Source organism: Pontibacter coccineus (genome assembly GCF_030546575.1).
Lineage (GTDB): Bacteria > Bacteroidota > Bacteroidia > Cytophagales > Hymenobacteraceae > Pontibacter > Pontibacter coccineus.
This window is the reverse complement of the sequence record NZ_JAUOTN010000003.1, coordinates 475320-497521: the sequence shown is the minus strand read 5'-3', so window position 1 is coordinate 497521 and position 22202 is coordinate 475320. Positions and strand designations below refer to the sequence as shown.

The window sequence follows — 22202 nt, the reverse complement described above, 5'->3', positions numbered from 1 at the left end:
CCTCAGAGCGTAGCCCGCACCGACAGCACAACATTTCTGCCCGCTGCCGCTATACCTGAGGAGTAGGGCCGGTAACGCTGATCGGTGATGTTCTCTATACCTGCGCTCAGCGACAGGTGTTGGGTCAGTTGGTAGAGTGCCTTCAGGTTGAGCGTGGCCCAGGCCGGACTGTAGGGCTTCCCGTTTCCGTCAGCGGCATACAGATAGGCTTTGTCCTGCTCTTCCGGTGCCAGCCGGTTATACCGGATCGCTCCGTTATACACGGCGTAGAGGTCTGCTTTGAATCGGTTGCGGGTATAAGTCAAACGGGTAGTGCCGAAAGTTGGAGCAGCATGTCGCAAAGGTGCCTCGGTGCCATTGTCCAGTTCCTCGCGACCGTGTTGCACGTTATACCTGACAGCGAGGCCAAAGCCAGCGGGGAGCTTCAGTTCCATACCTGCCTGCACACCCCATACCCTGGCAAAGGCGGCGTTCTGAATTGCTTGCACCTGGCTCAGTTCTCCTTCGTACTCGATACTGCTGTTGCCGTTCAAGGTATAGTTTCGCCGCACCAGCGCATCCTGCAGGTAGGTATAGAAAACGGTGGCGTCCAGTTTCAGCACCTCCCCAAAGGTCTTGGCCGCCCCCAGGTCCGCATTGTAAGCATACTCCGGTTTCAGATCCGGATTGGGCACTACCACCAGCCCCGGTGCCGAGTCGAATATCTTGCCGACGTCATCGACATTCGGAGAGCGGAAACCGGTAGACCAATTGGTGCTCAGCTGCCAGGAAGGCGCAGGACTATACACCAGCCCCGCACTTCCGGTCACAGCCCCGGTGTTGATGTCGGCGGAGGTGAAAGGAAGATCATAGAAACGCTTGTCAAAGTTCGCATGCAGCAGAATGTGGTTATACCTGGCTCCTGTCAGCACGGTGAGTTTCTCGCCTGCTTTGAAACGGTAAGTCAGGAAAGCGGCATGCGAGCTCCAGTCGGCACCGTCCGGGTAGCGTGAAGGGCCAGGTGCAACAGCTCTGGTATTTACGTTTTGGTCGGTGCCAGTGGAGTGTACTTTGTTCATGACCGTTTCCAGACCGTAGAACAGGTGGTGCCGCTGCCCAAGCGCTTTTTCGAAGTCGAGGTTGGCGGAGTAGGCGTTTACTTTTTCGTAGCGGTTGTACCGGATCGCTTTTCCTAAGTCGCGGTTGTGGCGACTCTCCTCAAACAGCTGGTGCGCCAATCCGATGTTCAGCTGATCAAAGAGTTTGTTGTTTGCCCGGTGCGTTACCTGCAGGTGATTCATGGCCCATACCTGCGGACCGTAGTACCATTCCGCAGATCGGAGCGTCCCGTTGCGGTAAAGCGTGAGGCGGTCGTAGCGGGGCACGTCGGAAGTGGTGGAGTAATGGAAGCCGTACTGCAGTTCCCAATTGTCGCTCGCCCTATACCTGATCTTCTGCATCAGGTATAGCTGGTCGTAACCGGTATATACCTGCCGCTCCGGATCAGCGTTTGTGAGCACTTCATCCTGTCCGTTATGGGTGCGCACATACTCTTTTCTCAAATAATCATCCGGCCCGTGTGATCCCATCTTCAGATCGCCATAGTCGCTGTAAGTGGCGCTGGTCAGGAAGGCCCACTTCTTCAGGCCGTAGCGCAGGTCCAGGTGGCCGGTCTTCTCGTTGTTAGCAGACGACCACCTCACGGCGGCGTTTCCTTTTACAAGCGGCGCAGCGTCAGTCGCAAACTTCGGAGACAAGGTATAGAAGTTCATCACACCACCAATCGCATCGCTGCCATACATGACAGAGCCCGGACCGAACAGCACTTCTGTCCTTTCCGTGGCAAAGGGATCGAGTGAGATGACGTTCTGCAGGTTGCCGCTCCGGAAGATGGCCGTGTTCATGCGCACGCCGTCCACTGCGATCAGCACCCGGTTAGTGGCAAAACCCCGGATCATGGGACTGCCGCCTCCGCCCTGACTTTTTTGGATATACACCTCCCCTGACTGGCCCAGCATATCGGCGGCTGTCTGTGGCTGCTGCAGCAGCACATCTTTTGGGCGAATGGTACTCACGCGCTGCGGCACTTCTTTGGCATCCTGCTGCCAACGGGTCGCCGAAACGACCACCGTGCTCAGGGCAATTTTGTTCTCGCGCAGGTATAGCTGAAAGCCCATACGCTGAAACTGACTGTACGACAACACCTTCTGATCATAGCCCACCAGGCGCACCACTATACTATCAAGTCCCTTGAAAGGACTGACATCTACTTTTCCTTTGCTGTCCGTAAAATTTGTCGGTGTTGATTGTTTGCCAGAGAGCTGCACCATTTCCAGCGGCTGCTGCGAAACCTGGTCCTTCACAGTCAGGACCTGCGCGAACGCGGAAGAACTGAGCAGGCAGAGCCATCCCAACAAGTACAGTCTCTTTTTCATGCTGCTTACTCGCTCTTGATCTTTCTGATCTGCCGTGGGTAGAACCACAGGAAGAATCCTGTGACGGAGAGGATCAGCAGCCCCAGGCCCAGTACGTTCATGGAAATAAGTTTGAAAAGATCGCTGATGATGGAGCCGTCGTGTATTTTCTCGATCCAGTCGGAGTGGCGGCGGGCGACAGACAACACTTTGCCGGTGCTCGCATCCAGCTGCACTTCCCAGCTGCCTTCCGTAAAAATGGTTTTGACGATGCCTTTATCCAGGCGGGCTTCGATGCGGTCGATGGGGTTGTTGCTGATCGCCTGCGCAGAATCCAGACCAGCAAGCGATCGTGCTGACAACTCAGCCAGCGGCAGCCACTGTTGCAGGTCTGTGCTGGCGCCTTTTTGAGTGGGCGGTTGCAGCAGGTCCACATCTTTTTTCCAGCCCAGCAGTATACCTGTCGTGCTGCTGATCAGGATAAACACGCCCATAAAGAGCCCCAGGTAGCGGTGGTAAGTCCGAAAGTTTCGCAGCCGGTCGGCAAGCGTCCTTACTTTCTGTTTCACAAGGGTAGCAGTACTGGTACTCACGTAAATAGGTTAGGATAGGTATGGAAGCCCAATATCCAACAATTGCGGCAGATAAACAATGTGGCGACACTAGTCTTTAAAATTTGCGTACTAATTGCAACCATTCTCCGTTTTATGGGCTCCTAAGGTTGATTAACCAATAAATATATGATTAAACTGTTTTATCCTCTGCTTGCTTTGGCACTCCTCACCGAGTGTCAGCCAGAAGAAGTACACGAAGTCGCCTCTTCCAAGCAAGAAGACGGCGACCTGAAGTTTGGACAGGAGGCGCTCCTGCAGCAGTATGGGCAAATTACGATGTACGGCGAGGGTGTTCCCCGCCGCCTGATCGTTGCTCTGAAAAGTATCCAGGATTCCCGCTGCCCGATTGATGTTACCTGTGTGACGGCGGGTAACGCCACTGTTGCGCTGCGGGCCTCCAACAGCCAGGGCGCGAACGAGAACATTACGCTTTGCATCGGCGACTGCGGAACCGATGGCGCCAGAGAAACCCATACCCTGGCGGCAGAGGTCGGCGGCGTTAACTATACCTTCACCCTGAAAGGTGTAAAACCGTATCCCGGCCAGGCCCACGAAGGCGAAGTGCAAAAAGCGGCTTTGGTGGTGGAGAAGAAGAAGTAGGTGCTTTCCTGTTTTATACCTGTAGCAACCGTAAAGCTCTGCCTGTTTGAGAAATTTGCCAGGAACCGAGGAACGTAAATTTATTCTAACAAGAAAGCCCTGCCATTGCTGGCAGGGCTTTCCGTTTTCTCAGGTATAACTATACCTTATAAAGAGCCTGTTGCCGGAGCTGCCGCTGCTTTCTTCACTGAGATCGCATCCACGCCTTTCTCCTTCACTAATTTGTTCAGGGCCGGCACATCCTGCGCCTGCACTTGCCTGAACAGATTCAACTGCTCATCGATCTGGGCTGTGATTTCCTGCTTGAAGGCATAGGCCTGATTGGTTGGGCGGAAGTCGCCGGTGCTCACCTGCCCCACCAGGTTCGCCAGCTTGTTATTAAGGCGGATTGGGTAGTTGAGCGGGTCCTGGCCGCTGCGGTTCTTGGTCTGGTACAGCGCCTCTTCAATGGCCGTGATCTTCTTGTCGATGACGGTGGCAGACTCGACTACGTCTTTGTAATTCTCCTGCCCTTTCAGGTTGCCTTTGAGCGTGTTCAGCTGCGCACGCATGGTGCGGATGTCTTTGATCGCGTCGTGCGTTTCGGTGAGTTTTTCGCGCACCTCGTTCAGGAAGGTAAACTGTGCCGCTCTGTCCTCCGGCGTAGCTTTGGTGCGTGGGTCCGGCAGTATGGTGAAGCCCGTTTCCTGGCTTTCTTTGTTCACCGTGAGTTTTGCTTTGTAGGTTCCAGGTATAGCCTTCGGCCCCTGCAGACCACCACCCCATAGGATGATGCCGTCAAACTTGCTGGCTTCCGGGTAGCGCATGTCCCACACGAAGCGGTTCAAGTCTTCCTTCACCTCCAGCTTGTCCTTCTTCTCTTTGGCATTGCTCACGTAGCTGCGAATCAGTTTGCCGTTTTGGTCCATGATTTCCAGCTGCACCACCGTCGCCGAGTCGGGTTTCTGTGGAAGGTAGAAGTGCACCATCACACCTCCCGGGTGGTTCTCGCCCGCTGTTTTAGAAAGACCGCGACTGCCACCGTCCATTTTATAAGTATCCAGCGGCTTGTACAGGTGAAACTTGCTGTTGGCTATACCTTGGTTCAGTTGGTGCAAAGGCGTCAGATCGTCGATGATCCAGAAGCTGCGGCCCTGCGTGGCGGCAATCAGGTTGTCGTTCTTGATGGTGAGGTCCGTGATCGGCACGATCGGCAGGTTCAGTTGGAAGGGCTGCCAGCTTTGCCCGTCGTTGAACGACACATACATACCGTATTCTGTGCCGGCGTACAGCAACCCCTGCCGCTTCGGATCGGCGCGCACAACGCGGGTAAAGTGGTGACCCGGTATACCTGCCGTGATCTTCGTCCAGGACTTGCCATAGTCGGTGGTCTTGTATAGGTAGGGGCTGAAGTCGCCGGACTTGTACATGGTGGCGGCCACATAGGCGGCGCCTTTCTGGGTTGGGTGGGCCTCGATGCTGTTGATCTGGATCCACTCCGGCATGCCTTTCGGCTGCACTTTTGTCCAGTTTTTGCCATTGTCGCGGGTCACGTGCAGCAGGCCGTCATCAGAACCAGTCCAGATCACGCCCGGCTCCACAGGCGACTCGCTGATGGCGAAAATGGTGCCGTAGTATTCTACGCTCGTGTTGTCTTTGGTGATCGGACCGCCGGATGGACCAAGCTTCGTTGAGTCGTTTCGCGTCAGGTCCGGGCTGATGGTCTCCCACGACTGCCCCTCGTTGTAGGTCACGTGCACGTGGTTGGACGTGGTGTAGAGTTTTTTCGGGTCGTTGGGCGAAAACATGATCGGGAAATTCCACTGGAAGCGGTACTTCATGCCTTCCGCGCCATGGCCCATCGGGTTGTCCGGCCATACATTGATCACCCGCTCCTGCCCGTTGCTGTGGTCCACCCGCGACAGAAAGCCGCCGTAGTTACCGCCGTACACAATTTCCGGGTTCTCCGGGTTTACCGCCAGGTGCGCACTCTCCGATCCGGCAGTTTCCTCCCAGTCATTTTCTGTAATACTATACCCGTTGGAGCGATGGCTGATGCGCACGGTCGAATTGTCCTGCTGCGCGCCGTAGATACGGTACGGGAAATGGTTGTCGGTGACTACGCGGTAGAACTGGCCGGTTGGTTGGTTATTCATGGTGCTCCAGTTCATGCCGCCGTCAGAAGTCACCTGTGCGCCACCGTCATCGGCGATCACCATACGGGAAGGGTTTTCCGGTGCGATCCACAGGTCGTGGTGGTCGCTGTGACCCGCGTAGGCGGAGCTAAAGGTCTTGCCGCCATCCTTGCTGCGGTGGTAGGCCACGTTCAGCACGTACACCACGTCCTCGTCTTTCGGGTCGGCATACACGCGGGTATAGTACCAGGCCCGCTGGCGCAGGTTGCGGTCGTCGTTCACCTTCTGCCAGGTCAGGCCGCTGTCGTCGGAGCGGAACAAGCCGCCTTCCTCCGCCTCTACCATGGCAAAAACGCGGTTGGAATTCACTGGCGAAACGGTCACCCCGATTATGCCCAATGTTCCTTTCGGCAGGCCTTCATTCTTCGAGATGTCTTTCCAGGTATCGCCGCCATCGGTGCTTTTCCAAATGCCCGAACCAGGTCCGCCGGAAGAAAGGCTATACGGGTTGCGGCGCACATTCCAGGTGGTGGCGTATAGGTGGCGCGGGTTGTTCGGATCGAGGATCAGGTCCACGGCACCGGCGTCTTTGTTGGCAAACAAGGTCTTCTTCCAGGTCTTGCCGCCGTCGGTGCTCTTGAACACACCACGTTCTTCATGCGATTTGTACAGATCACCCATCACCGCCACATACACGATGTCCGGGTTCTGCGGATGGATGCGAATGCGGCCAATGTGCTTGGAGTCTTTCAACCCGATTTGCTCCCAGGTTTTGCCAGCATCCACTGAGCGCCACATACCGTGGCCCGACGACACGTTGCCGCGCACCGTCTTCTCCCCTTCTCCGACATACATTACATTGGGGTCGGCCTCACTCACCGCCACGGCGCCAATGGAGCCGCCGAAGAAACCGTCCGATATGTTTTCCCAGGTGGAGCCGCCATCGGAGGTGCGCCAGACGCCCCCGCCCACGGTGCCCATGTAATACAGATTTGGTTTACCGGGCACGCCCGTTACGGTTGCCGAACGACCGCCCCGAAAGGGACCAATGGAGCGCCAGGTCACGCCATTGTAAAGTTTGGCATCAAAGGGTGCCGCAGTTTCTTTTTGCTTGCTACTGCGCGGCTTTTGTTTCTGGGCCATCGCCTCTGGCGAAGACAAGGTCAGTGCCAGCAGCAGGCAAGCCGTGGTGCCTGTTCTAAGAAAGGTGCTTTTCATGTAAAGGTGAGCGAAAAGATTACAGATCAGTTTGTTTGGGCTAATGATTTAGGAAAGTTTAGCCAGAATACCAAATAAGGGCCGCTGGCAAGTTATACCCTCTAAAGGCGTGTGCAAGAGAAATGAATTCCACGGGGAGAGGCTGTACAAGGTGCGCGTTTTTTCACACGACACTACCTTACCTGTATTTTACTCCAAAACAATACAAAAATATCAATTATTTCTTACTTTAATACCATCACTATTCTCCTTATCATAGCATGTTATATTTATATATTATGGAAATCTACAGCTCGATTTACAGATTGAAAACAAGGTGTTTAACCATTGAATTGGCACCTTTTTTAAAATTCTTATTCTTTACAATTTAACACAAAACAATATAGTACAAACCAAGTATAAAGCTGATAATCACTGATGATAGAATAGTCACGCTCTCTACTATTCTATTTCAGTGCCATTTCTAACCAAAAACAGCTCACCTATGAACAGATTCTTTACATTGGTTGCCGCACTATTCTTCCTTGCAAGTAGTGCGTTTGCACAAGCTACCGTCGACCCCGAGTTGCGGCAGGCATTGCAGTCGTCGCTACTGCCACAGCAGGTAATCGTCACTTTCCACGGAGATAAAGCGCCGAGCACCACCAACATTTTATCGTTAAAGCTACTCGGCATCACGACTGGTGTCTCTTTGCAGACCTTGCCCATTGTCGGCGTGCTGGCAACCAGTGTGCAGGTAGATGCCCTGGCCAGAAACTCGCAGGTACGCTCTATCTACCTCAATAAAAAGCTGACCTACTTTAACCACCACGACACGCACCTGACAGGTGTGCAGCGTCTCCGCAACGACATGGAGATGACGACCAGAAACGGCGGGCTCCCGGTTTCAGGAAAGGGTGTGACAGTCGTTATAAATGACAGCGGCGTTGACGGCACCCACGAGGACCTGAAACTAGGCAAAAACCTGAAGCAGAACGTACTGGGCACTACCAACCTGAACAGCCTTTCGGCCCTGCTACCACCTGTTTGGTTGGAGAATGTGCCGAACACCGACACCAACTCCGGCCACGGCACGCATTGCGCCGGCTCTGTAGGGGGCCTGGGCACTATGTCGAAAGGCAAGTATGCGGGCGTGGCAACCGGAGCTGACCTGATCGGTTATGGCTCAGGAGGAGCGCTTTTTATTCTGGACGCACTGGGCGCCTATGATTGGGTCATGCTGAACCAGGCGCGTTATGGCATCCGCGTCATCAGCAACTCATGGGGTTCATCGGGCCCCTTTGATGTGAACAACCCTGTGAACGTGGCCTCGCTGGCCGCTTACAAAAAGAACATCATCTCAGTATTTGCCGCCGGCAACGAAGGCCCGGGTTCCGATACGCATAACCCTTACGCCATCGCCCCCTGGGTGATCTCTGTTGGCGCCGGCGATCGCTACGGCAGGCTGGCCGACTTCTCATCCAGAGGTGTGAAGAACCACAAAGAGACGCTGACCTATGATGGCAAAATCTGGACAGTTGAGAACAGACCAACCATCGTTGGCCCAGGCGTGGACGTAGTTTCCACCAGAGTGATTGGCCCTGTCGCTTCTCTTGCAGCCCAACAGGACGTGGAAACACTTGAGCCCGCCGAGGTACCCTTCTACACCCACATGAGCGGTACCTCCATGGCCACCCCGCACGTGGCAGGCATCGTCGCCCTTATGCTGGAAGCGAACCCGGCCCTGACACCGGACCAGGTAAAGTCAATTCTGCAGCAGACCGCCACCAACATACCGGGCCGTGAGCCCTGGGAGGTGGGCGCAGGCTACGTGAACGCTTATGCCGCCGTGGATCATATCTTCCGAAACACGTCCTTTGGCTCTCAGCTGAATATCACCAGAAAATTCAACAGCAACATCAACTCCTCGGCCGCAGAACAGACCATGCGTATCGCCTACAACCCGGCAACTGCCGCAACGAACGAAAGCACATTTGATGTAGCCCCTGGCGTGACAGGTATAGAAGCCAAGATGTATGCAACAGGCCTGCTTGGCGAAACGGGTAACACAGTTGGCCTGCGTTTGGTTGCCCCTGACGGCACCACCTATGGCTCGGGTATCTCCGCCCTATTTACCTTGTATACCGACCGCTCGGTTACGGTTGCAAACCCCATGGCCGGCCAGTGGAAAGCAGTCGTATATGGCTTGCAGGGCGTAGCCTTCCCGGAAACGATGGACGTAAAAATTACACAAACACAGACTCTGGGCACTTCAGGGCTGAGCGACATTGCCAGTCACCCTGCCCGGTCGGCCATAGAAATGGCCGTTGGAGATCGGTTAGTGGATGGCCTCAGCGATGGCACCTATAAGCCGGATGCCTTGCTGAAGCGCATCGAGCTGGCCGATTACCTGATGATGGGCCAAGGCGTACGGCAGTATATCCCGACGAACGGAGCGGTTTCTTTCACTGACGTGGCGGCAGGACAGAAACTGCTGGCAGAATCAGTTACGGCAAAAGGCGCTGCCATGCGGGACGGTTTCCATACCCTCAACGGATTGATGACGCCGACCGCTGCCGGCAAATTCAGCCCAACCGGCACCGTGAGCAGAGCGAGCCTCGCTTACTCGCTGGTGCAGGCGCTTGGCCAGGAAGCTGAGGCGATTAAACGAAATGGCACTGCGCCAACCGTAACGCTCAACGGCACCACTTACCCGATAGAAGACGCCAGGGATATACCTGCCGGTCTGGAAGGCTACGTGAGCGTGGCACTGGAGCTGAACCTAATCAATGCTTTCTACGCTGTCACGCAGGGGCCACACGACCTGCAGCCAGTGCTGCACGCCACCTTTAAGCCAAAAGCAAACGTGACCCGCGCTGAATTTGCCGTGATCGTGACGCGCACCTTCAACGGCTGGAACGAACTGGCCGCTGCAAGCGCCTCGGCTATACAGATGGCAGAAGCGACCCACACGAAAACCATCGCCTACCCAAACCCTTTCGCCGAGACCACTACCATCCAATACAGCCTGGAGAACGAAGGCTTCGTGACGATGGAGGTGATGGACATCATGGGCAAGAAGATCAGAACACTTGTTTCGGAAGCGAAGCAGCCTGGCAACCATGAGGTGAAATTCGATGGCAGCACCCTCCCGAGTGGAACATACCTGTACCGCATCAACACAAACGGAAAAACATCGACCATGAAGATGGTGATCGCACGCTAGAGATTACCTGAACAGGATCTAAAAAAGCCCTCCGATGTGAGGGCTTTTTTATGTGCAAGCGGCGCCAAATAACAGGTATAAGTTTTACGGCCTTGCACCGCTATACCTGTGTGCAGGCAAATATGTCTTGATCATTGGATTTCCGTTCCCGTAAGAGCGACAAAAGGAATCCCGGCGCAATTACTTGTGACAGAATGACAGGCAAAACAGGTATAAACCGCCTTGGCACATACCTTGATAGATTGCTAGCAGCAGTAAAAAAGAAATTGTAATCGAATCATTATAAAACTATAGAATGGGAAAGATAATTGGTATTGACTTAGGTACAACCAACTCCTGCGTTGCCGTAATGGAAGGCAACGAGCCAGTGGTTATACCAAACAGCGAAGGCCGCAGAACTACTCCGTCTATTGTCGCGTTCCTGGATGGTGGCAAAGGCGAGCGTAAGGTAGGTGACCCTGCCAAACGTCAGGCAATCACAAACCCACAAAACACGATCGCTTCTATCAAGCGCTTCATGGGCCACAGCTACAACGAAGTGAGTGAAGAAGCCAAGCAGGTGTCTTATAAAGTGGTGCAGGGTGGCAACAACACCATCCGTGTGGAGATTGGCGATCGCCAGTACACGCCACAGGAAATTTCGGCGATGGTGCTTCAGAAAATGAAGGCTACGGCGGAAGATTACTTGGGCACTACGGTAACAGAAGCCGTGATCACGGTACCGGCTTACTTCAACGATGCACAGCGCCAGGCCACAAAAGAGGCCGGACAGATTGCAGGTCTTGAAGTGAAGCGTATCATCAACGAGCCGACGGCAGCAGCGCTTGCCTACGGTTTGGACAAAAAACACAAAGATCAGAAGATCGCCGTATTCGACTTAGGTGGCGGTACCTTCGATATCTCTATCCTGGAGCTGGGTGACGGTGTTTTCGAAGTGCTTTCGACCAATGGAGACACACACCTGGGTGGTGACGACTTCGACCAGAAGATCATCAACTGGCTGGCTGAAGAGTTCAAGAACGACGAAGGCCTGGACCTGCGCAAAGACCCAATGGCCCTGCAGCGTCTGAAAGAAGCCGCTGAGAAGGCGAAAGTGGAGCTTTCTTCTTCAAACGAAACCGAGATCAACCTGCCTTACATCATGCCAGTGGACGGTGTGCCGAAACACTTGGTGCGCAAACTGACAAGAGCTAAGTTCGAGCAGCTGACAGACGATTTGATCCGTCGCTCGATGGAGCCTTGCAAGAAGGCCCTTCAGGACGCTGGTCTGTCTACTTCTGACATTGACGAAGTGATTCTGGTAGGTGGTTCAACCCGTATACCTAAGGTACAAGAAGAAGTAGAGAAGTTCTTTGGCAAGAAGCCTTCTAAAGGTGTAAACCCGGATGAAGTAGTAGCCATCGGTGCTGCGATTCAGGGTGGTGTACTGACAGGTGAAGTAAAAGACGTACTTCTACTCGACGTAACCCCGCTTTCACTGGGTATCGAAACCATGGGTGGTGTGATGACCAAGCTGATCGAGTCGAACACGACGATCCCAACGAAGAAGTCTGAGACGTTCTCAACCGCTTCTGACAACCAGCCTTCAGTAGAGATTCACGTACTGCAGGGTGAGCGCCCTATGGCGAAAGACAACCGCACGATCGGTCGTTTCCACCTGGACGGCATTCCACCAGCACCACGCGGCGTTCCGCAGATCGAGGTTATCTTCGACATCGACGCCAACGGTATACTGCACGTAACGGCCAAGGACAAAGCGACTGGCAAAGAGCAGAAGATCCGCATTGAGGCTTCTTCTGGTCTGAGCGAGCAGGAGATCGAGAAAATGCGCCAGGAAGCGGAAGCCAACGCCGAAGCTGACAAGAAGGCGAAGGAAGAAATCGAGAAGCTGAATGCGGCTGACTCGATGATCTTCCAGACCGAGAAGCAGCTGAAAGAGTATGGCGAGAAACTGTCTGAAGGCAACAAGTCGAACATTGAAACTGCACTGGGCGAGCTCAGAACAGCACACGGTGCCAAGGACATTGCAGGTATAGACCGCGCCATCGAAAACCTCAACAACGCTTGGCAGGCGGCCTCTCAGGAGATGTACGCAGCCGGTGGTGGACAGGAAGGTGCTGCAGCCGGTAACGGTCAGCAGGCTGGCGGTCCGCAGGGCGCTGCAACTGACGACGGCGGTGTAACCGATGTGGACTATGAAGAAGTAGACGGCAAGAAGTAAGCCTTAACTTATAGAATAATAAAAATCCCCAGCTGATCCAGCTGGGGATTTTTGTTTATGGCTATCAGGTATAGCGACCTACACACCTCCTCTCGTTCTAACCTGCGGAGCTTTGATGGACAACTCCTGGGTTTGTGTGACACCAGTGCTGGTTTGTACCTCTACCGTATATTTGCCGGGCCGCAGGTAGATCACATTGTTTTCTGCAGGCTCTATCTTTAGCGGTACCTTATTTCCTTCTTTCGAACTGTTCAGCTCCGCTTCATAGGCTTTTAAGTTGGCGTTGTCTACCGAAAGATTGTAGGTGATGTAGTTGAGACCACGCCCGCTCTTCTCCTGCATCTCATTCACGACCAGCCCTTTCGCTGTTTTGATTCGGACAATCGTATTGCCAGGCTCCTTTGTGTAGAAAGGAATGCTTATTTCTGCTTTAGATCCTCCTCGCCATGAATTGCGCTCCTCTCCCCACGCCGGATTAAACTGCACAGGCTCAAAAGCAAACATATGCAGTTTCTCCATTAACAGGGCTGGCGATAATTGTTGCAGATGTTCCACATTGGCGATATAAATACCCCGTCCATGTGTACCTACCACCAGGTCATTATCGCGTGGATGCACCACTACGTCGTGCACAGCTACGGCTGGCATGCCGTTGCGCATCTGCATAAAGGTCTTGCCACGGTCAAGCGAAATATACAGGCCATGGTCGGTGCCTACGTAGAGCAGGTCCGGATTCTTCGGATCCTCCTTCACCACGTTGATTGCCTCTTTAGGCAGGTTGGTGCCCAGGCGCTCCCACTTTTTGCCATTGTCTTCTGACACGTACAGGTAGGGTGTGAAATCATCCCAGCGGTAGCCGTTCAGTGAGGTATACACCCGGTTCTCAGCGTGGTTGGAAGCCACCACGGTCGATACCCACAAGTGCTGCGGTAATTTCCTGGAGATGTTCTCCCAGTTATAGCCGCCATCTTTGGATACATGGATGGCGCCGTCGTCAGAGCCGGTATAGAGCAGGCCAAAGCGCAAAGGCGATTCGTTGATACACGTAAGCGTCCCATAGCTTACATTTCCTTTTCGTCCCCCGTTTGTCAGGTCACCGGACAAGGTTTCCATCTCATCTCCTTTTTTAAGAGAGCGGTGGAATTTGTTGGAGCCGAAGTACAGGATGTCCTGGTTGTGGCGGCTCAGGTGGATCGGGCTCTCCCAGTTAAAGCGGAGCGGCGTTTCGCCCAATTTATGGCTTGGCTTTACAGGTGTTCGCTCCCCGGTTTGCTTATTGATACGGGTATAATTTCCGAATTGTGATCCATAGTAGATCGTATTGTTATCCCGCCAGTCAGCCTGCACCATCATGCCATCGCCACCGCCCAGCCGTTGGTAAGGGTATAGGCCTGTGCCTGTCCAGGCATTACTATACGAATAGTTGCTCGGGCCAACCCAGGTGCCGTTATCCTGCAAACCACCATATACATTGTACGGTTTTGCCATGTCCACCTCTACCGAGTAAAATTGGGCAACAGAAGGCACATTCACCTTTAACCAGTTTTCACCCGCATCATAGGAGATATTAAGCCCGCCATCATTCCCTTCTATCAGGTGCTCTGGCTTATTTGGGTTTATCCACAAGGCCTGGTGGTCAGAATGCACGTTGGCGCCTCCGATCGTTTTGAAGGTTTTACCGGCATCATCCGATGTAAATAAAGGCACCCCCAGCGCATAGATTTTATCCGGATTTGAAGGAGACACACGGATCACTCCTAAATAGTAACCGATGGTAGAGTATAGCCCATCTATGTAACCACTATGCGTTTTCTTCCAGTTCTTGCCTCCATTATCTGTGCGGTATACTTCTGCGCCAATCACATCGGGCAGCGGCTCATTTGTAGGGTCATTCAGATAATCAGCTAGGGCAGACGGCTTTATCTTACCGTTCTTTACCATCTCCTTTACATTTTTTGCTGCAAATTCCCGCGGAAACCGATTATCATCTAAATACTGATTGATCTCTTCATCATTTAACTTCAGGAAGCTTTCGGCTGACATAACAGCAAAAACTTCCGTGGTGAGGGCACTTTTGTTCTGAGATTTTGTATCCTGCGGGCGGGGATCAAAGTTATCCACCAACGCATACATTATATTAGGGTCACCCGGATACATGCTGAGTCCTATTCGTCCCACTCCTTCCGTATCCGGGAAGTTATGTGCGGCCGTACTGATATCGGACCAGGTGTTGCCGCCATCGGTAGACTTGTATATGCCGGAGGTCTTGCCGCTCTCTACAAAGTCCCAGGCGCGGCGCTCGCGGTGCCACATAGCTGCAAACACGTTGTTTGGGTTCTTCGGATCTACCTGCAGGTCAATGGCACCTGTGTTATCATCTATATAAAGTGTCTTCTTCCAGGTCTTGCCGCCATCGGTCGTCTTGTACACGCCACGGTCTTTGTTTGGGGAGTACAGATGCCCCAGTGCTGCTACCCAAACGGTATTCGGGTCGGTTGGGTGTATAATTACCTTCCCTATGTGGTGCGTGTCATCCAGCCCCATATGTTGCCAGGACTTACCACCGTCGGTACTTTTGTATACCCCCACACCCGAGTAGGAAGAGCGGCTGGAGTTGCTCTCGCCGGTTCCGACCCAGATTGTTTCGTTGTTGTTCCAGTCCACGGCAATGTCGCCGATCGTCATTACGGCTTCTTTGTCGAAGATAGGCTCGAAAGAGATGCCGTTGTTGGTCGTTTTCCAGAGGCCACCCGACGCGTAAGCGGCATAGAATGTAGACGGGTCTTTGGGTGAACCTTCAATATCGGCAACACGGCCACTCATGATAGTGGGACCTGCGTTTCTGAATTTGACATTGTTTACAAGAGACGCCTGCTCCAACTGCTCTCTCTTCTCCAGGGCTAGCAACCTTTCGGACGCGGGCGTCGCATTCGGCTGTTTTATTTTCTTCTGAGCTATTGCCGTTGCCCCGAGGGAGAAGAACAGGGCTACTACTAGTATACGCTTTTGCATAGGTTAATTGAGTTGGTTAAATAATGTGAATCAAATGTCTGTTTTAAAACTATTCCAACATCCCACAACCAACTCTGCGACCACCCCATTCTATGTAGTATGATTAATTTCAGGTCATCAAAAACCTATCGCTGTTCATTCACAACCAAAGTCCTGATCTCCGCTGCTTAACACTCACCTCCAGGCAGCGTCTATCTCTATAATACAGAACCAGTTTGGGCACACAATTATAAGTTAGCCATACCTGTAAAGGCTACTAAAAAATAAGACCCTGATTTTTACCGAAGATAGGGCAATTGGATTAATCAAAATTATCTAATCGTAAACCGCAATTAACATCGCCTGCATTTTCATGATTTTAGCCAGATAACCTAGTTTTTGATTAGCTATATTTCAAATAGGAAATAAAACTAACGTTATGATGAAAAAGCTACTCTTATTTCTCTTGTGCTTAAGTATCTACAGTATATCCTATGCACAGGACAAGCAAATCACAGGCAAGGTTGTCGCCAAAGAGGACAACTCTCCTATGCCCGGTGTCACCATTGTTGTGGAGGGCATGGCAAGAGGTACACAAACAAATATGGATGGCACTTTTAGTTTGCAGGCACCGGAGGGCGCCACACTGATGGTGTCATTTATTGGTTTTGTGACGCAGAGAATCCCTGTTACAGGCCAGAGTGTGTACAACATCGCTATTGCGCAGGACTCCAAGCAACTGCAGGAAGTGGTGGTCACCTCCTTCGGGATTGAAAGAGATAAAAAATCGCTTGGCTATGGGGTGAGCGGAGTAAGCTCCGATGAAATAACTAAGTCGCCTGTGACGGACGTGACCAACGCGTTGGCTGGCAAAGTCGCCGGCGTACAGATATCTGGTACCGGCGGAGGACTTTCCAGCTCCAACATCACCATTCGCGGCTTCTCCAGTATCACAGGGAGTAACCAGCCTTTGTTTGTGATAGATGGAGTGCCGATAGACAACAGTGGCGGCAGCAATAGTGTGAATGCCGGCGTGGCCAGCTCTAACAGAGCCGCTGATATCAATCCGGATGATATTGAAAGCATGAGTGTGCTGAAAGGTGCTGCAGCAACCGTACTCTATGGATCCAGGGCGGCTTCCGGTGTTATACTGATCACCACCAAAAAGGGAAAGCTGGGAACCAAGAACCAGATAAACTTCAATTCAAACTATGGTGTGGGGACCATGAACCGGTTTCCTGATCTACAGAATGAATATGCCCAAGGCACCAATGGCAACTATGCCAATAACACGCCAGGTTCGTGGGGTCCACGCATAAACGGGCAGACAGTAAAAAACTGGTTTGGAGAAGATGAAACGCTGAAGGCCTACCCTAACAATGTGAAAGACATCCTGCAGCATTCCAAATTCCTGCAAAACACCTTGAGCTTCTCAGGTGCCACCGAAAAGTATAACTACAGGATATCTTACGGTAACACGCACGAGACCGGGCTTGTACCGGGCAACGAGATGAACAGAAATTCTTTCAGTGTGAATGCAGGCACCAGTGTGACAGATAAATTAACAGTCAATACGTCCATCAACTACATCAATAACCAATCGGAACGGACACAGGCAGGCAACCAGGGCTCTAACCCGCTTTGGGCAGGTATATATACACCCAGGAGCTATGATCTCTCCGGCAAGCCGTATCAGAATGAACTAGGAGGCCAGCTATGGTTTGCTGCTGAGGACCATCCCTACTGGGCGATAGAACATGTTAAATTTACAGACGAAACCAACCGGGTATACGGTAACCTGAACCTGGCCTATGACTTTACAGACTGGCTGCGTGCTGACTTCCGGATTGGTGGCGATGTGTTTACAACCAACAGCAAGGGCTTTGATGACAAAGGCATCCGCAGCAACGGCAACACAAACTCTGCTGGTACTGGTGGAGTTAGAGATAGAGAAATTTTTTCCCGGGATATCAACTCCTATCTGACTGTTACAGGCGACAAAAAGGTTGGTGACAATTTTAGACTTACCGCAACGCTAGGTAATGAGGTAATCTCCAACTACAGCAGTAACCTGGCCGCTGTAGGCCTGGGCATCGTTGTACCTGGCTTTGATAACCTGAAGAACTTCTTATCTTACAATCCCTCGTCAAGCATTTCGGAACGAAGACTGATGGGCTTCTTCGGAGACTTTATTGTGGATTACAAAAGTTACTTAACCTTAAACGTTAAAGGCAGAAATGACTTCTCCTCCACTCTTACAAAAGAGAACCGGTCCATTTTCTACCCTGCTGTAGCCCTAAGTTTTGTTCCTACAGAGGCTTTCCCTTCCTTACAGAGCGACGTACTGTCATCGGCTAAAATAAGAGCAAACGTGGGTGAAGTGGGCAAGGGAGCAGGCGTATACAGCACGAGCACCTACTGGGGCCAGGCAAGTGCTGGGGATGGCTGGGGCTCGACAACGGTTAATTTTCCATTTAATGGCTTAGCCGGATTTACCTACGACAACTCGGCGGGAAATTATGACATCAAACCGGAATTTACCCGGGAGATTGAATTAGGAACGGAACTGAGCTTCTTTAACAAGCGCCTCTATGTAGATGCATCGGTCTATAAGCGAGACACCCGAAACCTGATATTCGCTGTTCCGGTCCCTGCTACCTCAGGCTTTACCAGTACGATTACCAATGCCGGTAAATTATCTACAAAAGGCCTGGAGGTACTCGTATCAGGCAGCCCGGTTGCCGGCGAGAATTTCAGATGGGAATCAACAGTCAATTTCACCACCTTCAGAACTATTGTAGAAGAATTGGCGCCAGGCGTTGGAAGACTGACAATTGGCGGCTTTACATCTCCCAACACCCAAGCCGTAGTAGGTGAGCAGTATGGCCTGATCTACTCAACCGACTACAGACGGGATGAACAGGGCAGGATGATCATCGGATCCAACGGTCTCCCCTTAACTGCGCCGGGTGTATCTGCTACAGGCAATCCAAATCCTAAGTTCACTATGGGATTCACCAACAACTTCTCCTATAAAGCCTTCAACCTATCCTTCCTGATAGACTGGAAACACAAAGGAGATATCCTTTCCAGAACAGCGGGCAACTTGAGGATCTATGGGGTAGCAGCTGAAACAGCGGAATACCCTCGCTTCACCGAAAATGGGACGCCCAACAAACCCTACCTGTTTGAAGGGGTGCTGGAAGACGGAAGAACGAATGACATCTATGTGACAGCACAGGACTACTGGGGCCTGAGAGGAAAATACGTTGCCTGGGCAGGGTATGTGCACGACGCCTCTTTTGTGAAGCTGCGCGAAGCCTCCCTCAGCTACAAACTGCCGCAGTCCCTACTTTCAAAAGCCGGCTTCATCAAAGCGTTGCAAGTGTCTGTTTATGGCCGCAACCTGCTGACCCATGCGCCTAACTACCCGCATCTGGATCCTGAGCAGAACCTGCAAGGTGTCAGTAACTCTCGGGGCCTTGAATTTGGCATACAGCCGATCGCCCGAACGATAGGCGCAAGCTTAAGGGCAACCTTGTAATTTCTTCATTCACCTTAACTTAAAATTCAGTCATGAAATATACCAGACTTTTAAGCATCGCTTTACTTTCAGCCGGGCTTATTTTCCCATCGTGTGAGAGCTTTTTTGACGTAAACGATGATCCCAATAATATCACAATAGCCCGGCCATCCGAGATCCTGCCTTCTGCCACTACCAACATCGGCTTTATGGGGAGCAGTGACCTCATGCGCTACAGCAACCTGATCATGCAGCAGTTCTCCGGTCATGGCCCAGTGCTCAACAACACCTTTACAAACTATGAGCGCTACTCCATCAGCGATTCGGATGTGAATAACACCTGGAACAGCATATTTGCCGGCATACTTGCCGATCTGGAGCAGCTGATCATCATTACGAGCGAAAACGGGAGCCCCCACTATACCGGGGTTGCTAAAATACTGAAGGCATATACCTACCAGGTAACCGTGGATGCCTGGGGAGATGTACCCTATACGGAAGGGTTGAAATTCGGGGCGGTCAAGTATCCGAAATATGACAACGACGCCGACATTTACCCGCAACTTATAAAGCTTTTGGATGAGGCCATCGTAGATCTGAATGCGCCAACCTCTACACTGGAGCCCAACAATTATTCTACCATTTACGCCAGTTCCAGCTGGGCTGCGTCAAAAGTGAAATGGGAGCGTTTGGCCAATACGCTTAAATTAAGGATGTTTTTACACTACAGTGAGGTCGATCCTGCCTTTGCCACCCAACAGATCAATGCGTTGATCAACAGTGGGGCAGAATTCATGCAGTCCAATGATGATAACTTCCAAATGAAGTTCCTGAATCAGCCTCAAAGGCAGAACCCGTTGGCCAGTATTGAGGGAGGCCAGTTCAGAAACCAGTTTTTCCCTAACCGCTTCCTCGTTAACCTGATGAATGAAAAGGAGGACCCTAGAAGATCCACTTACTTCGTTGCTTTTCCTTACAATTCAACATCTTACATAGGCTCCTCCATCCTGGAGTCGACCCCTTCTACTCAATATTCGAGGCTACACAGCTATTTGAAGGGCACCCCATCCGCTGTAAACCCGGCAGGGATCAATGCGGACGGCAGCTTGGAAGGCACTGCCATAACGTACGGAGGGGACTCTCCTTCCAGGCTTCTCCTCTATTCGGAATACAATTTTATAAGAGCAGAAGCAGCGTTGCGGTTCGGGGCGCAAGGGGATGCGGAAACTTTCTTCAAGGAGGGAATCAAAGCGTCGATGAGAGATGCTGGAGTACCACAGTCAGCGATCGACGAATACCTGGCTGCGAATGGTACCTTGTCCGGTTCAGAAGCCAATAAGCTGGAGCAGATCATCAATCAGAAATACATCGCAAACTTTGGCGTAGTAATGGAAAACTGGACTGACTGGAGAAGAACGGGCTACCCTGCCATTACGCCTATTCCAACGCCAATAGCAGTTTGGGATGGTGTTGCGCGATCTTTATTCTATCCATTCAACGAAGTAAGCAGCAACCCGAACATTGAACAGAAAAGCTCCCTGCTCGAAAGGGTTTTCTGGGATACACGCCAGTAAAGTGTGTAGCAGCATTGCCTGTCATGCGGGCAATGCTGCTGTCATACAAGATCAAATCGCAGGCTATACCTTGTACAAGTCACTTCCTATACCTAAGCAGAATCAGGTATGGCGCACAGCGAAAAATATAGGTACTGACTCATTAACACGGACTTTTATGGCCCGAGCACTTAAAATTTTGTAAGGTTTAATGTTAAGAAATATGAAGCATCTGTTTACGCTACTCATGATTATGGCTATTACCATAATCCCGGTCACAGCACAGCAACTTGTCACGAAGACCGATTCGACTGTCACCACAAAGCACGAGGTGACAGTAAAGGGGAAACGCATTCCCTACACCGCCACTGCCGGCACGCAGCCAGTCTGGGACGAGGATGGCAAGCCCGTTGCAGGCTTGTTCTATACCTATTATGAACGCACTGATGTAAAGGACAAAGCGAACAGGCCCCTGGTCATCTCCTTCAACGGAGGCCCCGGATCAGCTTCCGTTTGGATGCACATCGCTTATACAGGCCCCAGATTGCTCAACATTGATGATGAAGGATACCCCCTGCAGCCCTACGGGATCAAAGAAAACCCGCACTCCATATTGGATGTGGCCGACATTGTCTATGTCAATCCTGTTAACACGGGGCTTTCCAGAGCTGTCAGCACCTTATCCAAGGAAGACGTTCAGAAGAAATTCTTTGGCATCAATGCCGACATCAAGTACCTGGCCGGCTGGATCAACACCTTCGTGGGACGCAAGAACCGCTGGGCCTCCCCGAAGTACCTTATTGGGGAGAGCTATGGCACTACTCGTGTTTCTGGCCTGGCGCTGGAGCTTCAGAATGCCCATTGGATGTACCTGAACGGCGTAATCCTGGTTTCGCCAACCGGGCTAGGAATTAAACGGGACGGCCCGGTTGCAGCTGCCAATATGCTGCCCTACTACGCCGCCACGGCATGGCATCACAAAGTGCTCAAACCAGGCCTTCAACAGAAGGATCTGACGGCAATGCTGCCTGAAGTAGAGGAGTTCACCATCAATGAACTGATTCCTGCCATCACAAGAGGCTGGAGCCTGGGCGATGAGAAGAAAAAAGCAATCGCCGCCAAAATGGCACATTACTCCGGCTTATCGGAAGAGGTGATTCTGCAGCACAACCTCAACGTGCCACCCGCCTTTTTCTGGAAGGAGCTGTTACGCAAAGAGGGCTTCACCGTTGGCAGACTGGACTCCCGCTACATCGGTATTGACCGCCAGGACATAGGCCTGCGACCCGACTATGCCCCGGAACTCACCTCCTGGCTGCACTCCTTCACGCCTGCGATCAACTTATATATCAAGGATCACCTGAAATATAAAACAGACATTAAGTATAACATGTTTGGTCCGGTACGTCCCTGGGATAACAGTGATGACAACACCGGCGATAACCTGCGACAAGCCATGGCGCAAAACCCCAACCTGCACCTGATGGTACAGTCCGGGTACTACGATGGTGCCTGTGATTACTTCAACGCGAAGTACAACATGTGGCAGATGGATCCGGGTGGCAAATTGAAAGACCGCATGAGTTTTAAAGGCTATCGCAGCGGCCACATGATGTATTTGCGAAGTGAAGACCTGGCCACCTCAAACGAGGATATCCGGAAGTTTATCAGCGACTCATTGCCTAAGCCCGGCCAACCTGCCCAGTATACCCGCAAGAAAGCAGCAGGTGACACCCGGCCGACCAATCAAACAGGCAGTTAAAACTGCGT

General features: G+C 52.1%; 10 protein-coding genes. 6 read left to right on the top strand and 4 right to left on the bottom strand.

Translation table 11 applies throughout. From position 1 onward, the window contains the following. Positions 1–2 precede the first annotated feature (2 nt). On the bottom strand, positions 3–2414 hold the full coding sequence (locus Q4E40_RS09300; RefSeq protein WP_303411650.1) for a TonB-dependent receptor plug domain-containing protein: 2412 nt from the start codon (positions 2412–2414) through the stop codon (positions 3–5). 5 nt (positions 2415–2419) lie between these two features. Beyond that, complete coding sequence (locus tag Q4E40_RS09295; protein ID WP_303411648.1) at positions 2420–2962, bottom strand: PepSY-associated TM helix domain-containing protein; 543 nt, start codon at positions 2960–2962, stop codon at positions 2420–2422. Between the two features lie 171 nt (positions 2963–3133). Between Q4E40_RS09295 and Q4E40_RS09290 the strand changes: the two genes are divergently transcribed. Beyond that, positions 3134–3607 (top strand): hypothetical protein, encoded by a 474-nt coding sequence (locus Q4E40_RS09290; protein WP_303411646.1) that lies wholly within the window; start codon positions 3134–3136, stop codon positions 3605–3607. 146 nt (positions 3608–3753) lie between these two features. On the opposite strand, the gene Q4E40_RS09285 is transcribed toward Q4E40_RS09290, so the two are convergent. After that, positions 3754–6939 (bottom strand): WD40/YVTN/BNR-like repeat-containing protein, encoded by a 3186-nt coding sequence (locus Q4E40_RS09285; protein WP_303411645.1) that lies wholly within the window; start codon positions 6937–6939, stop codon positions 3754–3756. Positions 6940–7423: 484 nt separating this feature from the next. Between Q4E40_RS09285 and Q4E40_RS09280 the strand changes: the two genes are divergently transcribed. Together Q4E40_RS09280 and dnaK are read left to right on the top strand one after the other, a co-directional pair. Next, entirely contained in the window at positions 7424–10144 is a 2721-nt protein-coding gene (locus Q4E40_RS09280) for a S8/S53 family peptidase (protein ID WP_303411644.1), read from the top strand. Between the two features lie 295 nt (positions 10145–10439). Then, positions 10440–12365, top strand: a complete 1926-nt coding sequence (gene dnaK / locus Q4E40_RS09275; protein WP_303411643.1) for a molecular chaperone DnaK — start codon at positions 10440–10442, stop codon at positions 12363–12365. 78 nt (positions 12366–12443) lie between these two features. On the opposite strand, the gene Q4E40_RS09270 is transcribed toward dnaK, so the two are convergent. Beyond that, on the bottom strand, positions 12444–15377 hold the full coding sequence (locus Q4E40_RS09270) for a WD40/YVTN/BNR-like repeat-containing protein (protein ID WP_303411642.1): 2934 nt from the start codon (positions 15375–15377) through the stop codon (positions 12444–12446). 418 nt (positions 15378–15795) lie between these two features. Between Q4E40_RS09270 and Q4E40_RS09265 the strand changes: the two genes are divergently transcribed. The 3 genes from Q4E40_RS09265 (at position 15796) to Q4E40_RS09255 (ending at position 22194) form a co-directional block, all read left to right on the top strand. Beyond that, positions 15796–18900 (top strand): SusC/RagA family TonB-linked outer membrane protein, encoded by a 3105-nt coding sequence (locus Q4E40_RS09265; RefSeq protein WP_303411640.1) that lies wholly within the window; start codon positions 15796–15798, stop codon positions 18898–18900. 32 nt (positions 18901–18932) lie between these two features. Then, entirely contained in the window at positions 18933–20453 is a 1521-nt protein-coding gene (locus Q4E40_RS09260) for a SusD/RagB family nutrient-binding outer membrane lipoprotein (protein ID WP_303411638.1), read from the top strand. A 232-nt stretch (positions 20454–20685) separates the two neighbouring features. Then, the gene (locus Q4E40_RS09255; RefSeq protein ID WP_303411635.1) at positions 20686–22194 is read left to right on the top strand and encodes a S10 family peptidase; all 1509 of its coding nucleotides are present in this window, start codon (positions 20686–20688) and stop codon (positions 22192–22194) included. The last annotated feature ends 8 nt before the right edge of the window (positions 22195–22202 follow it).

Coding starts and splice junctions, on each gene's coding strand:
- Q4E40_RS09300 (WP_303411650.1), bottom strand. CDS start 2,414: ATGAAAAAGAGACTGTACTTGTTGGGATGGCTCTGCCTGCTCAGTTCT.
- Q4E40_RS09290 (WP_303411646.1), top strand. CDS start 3,134: ATGATTAAACTGTTTTATCCTCTGCTTGCTTTGGCACTCCTCACCGAG.
- Q4E40_RS09285 (WP_303411645.1), bottom strand. CDS start 6,939: ATGAAAAGCACCTTTCTTAGAACAGGCACCACGGCTTGCCTGCTGCTG.
- Q4E40_RS09280 (WP_303411644.1), top strand. CDS start 7,424: ATGAACAGATTCTTTACATTGGTTGCCGCACTATTCTTCCTTGCAAGT.
- dnaK (WP_303411643.1), top strand. CDS start 10,440: ATGGGAAAGATAATTGGTATTGACTTAGGTACAACCAACTCCTGCGTT.
- Q4E40_RS09270 (WP_303411642.1), bottom strand. CDS start 15,377: ATGCAAAAGCGTATACTAGTAGTAGCCCTGTTCTTCTCCCTCGGGGCA.
- Q4E40_RS09265 (WP_303411640.1), top strand. CDS start 15,796: ATGATGAAAAAGCTACTCTTATTTCTCTTGTGCTTAAGTATCTACAGT.
- Q4E40_RS09260 (WP_303411638.1), top strand. CDS start 18,933: ATGAAATATACCAGACTTTTAAGCATCGCTTTACTTTCAGCCGGGCTT.
- Q4E40_RS09255 (WP_303411635.1), top strand. CDS start 20,686: ATGGCTATTACCATAATCCCGGTCACAGCACAGCAACTTGTCACGAAG.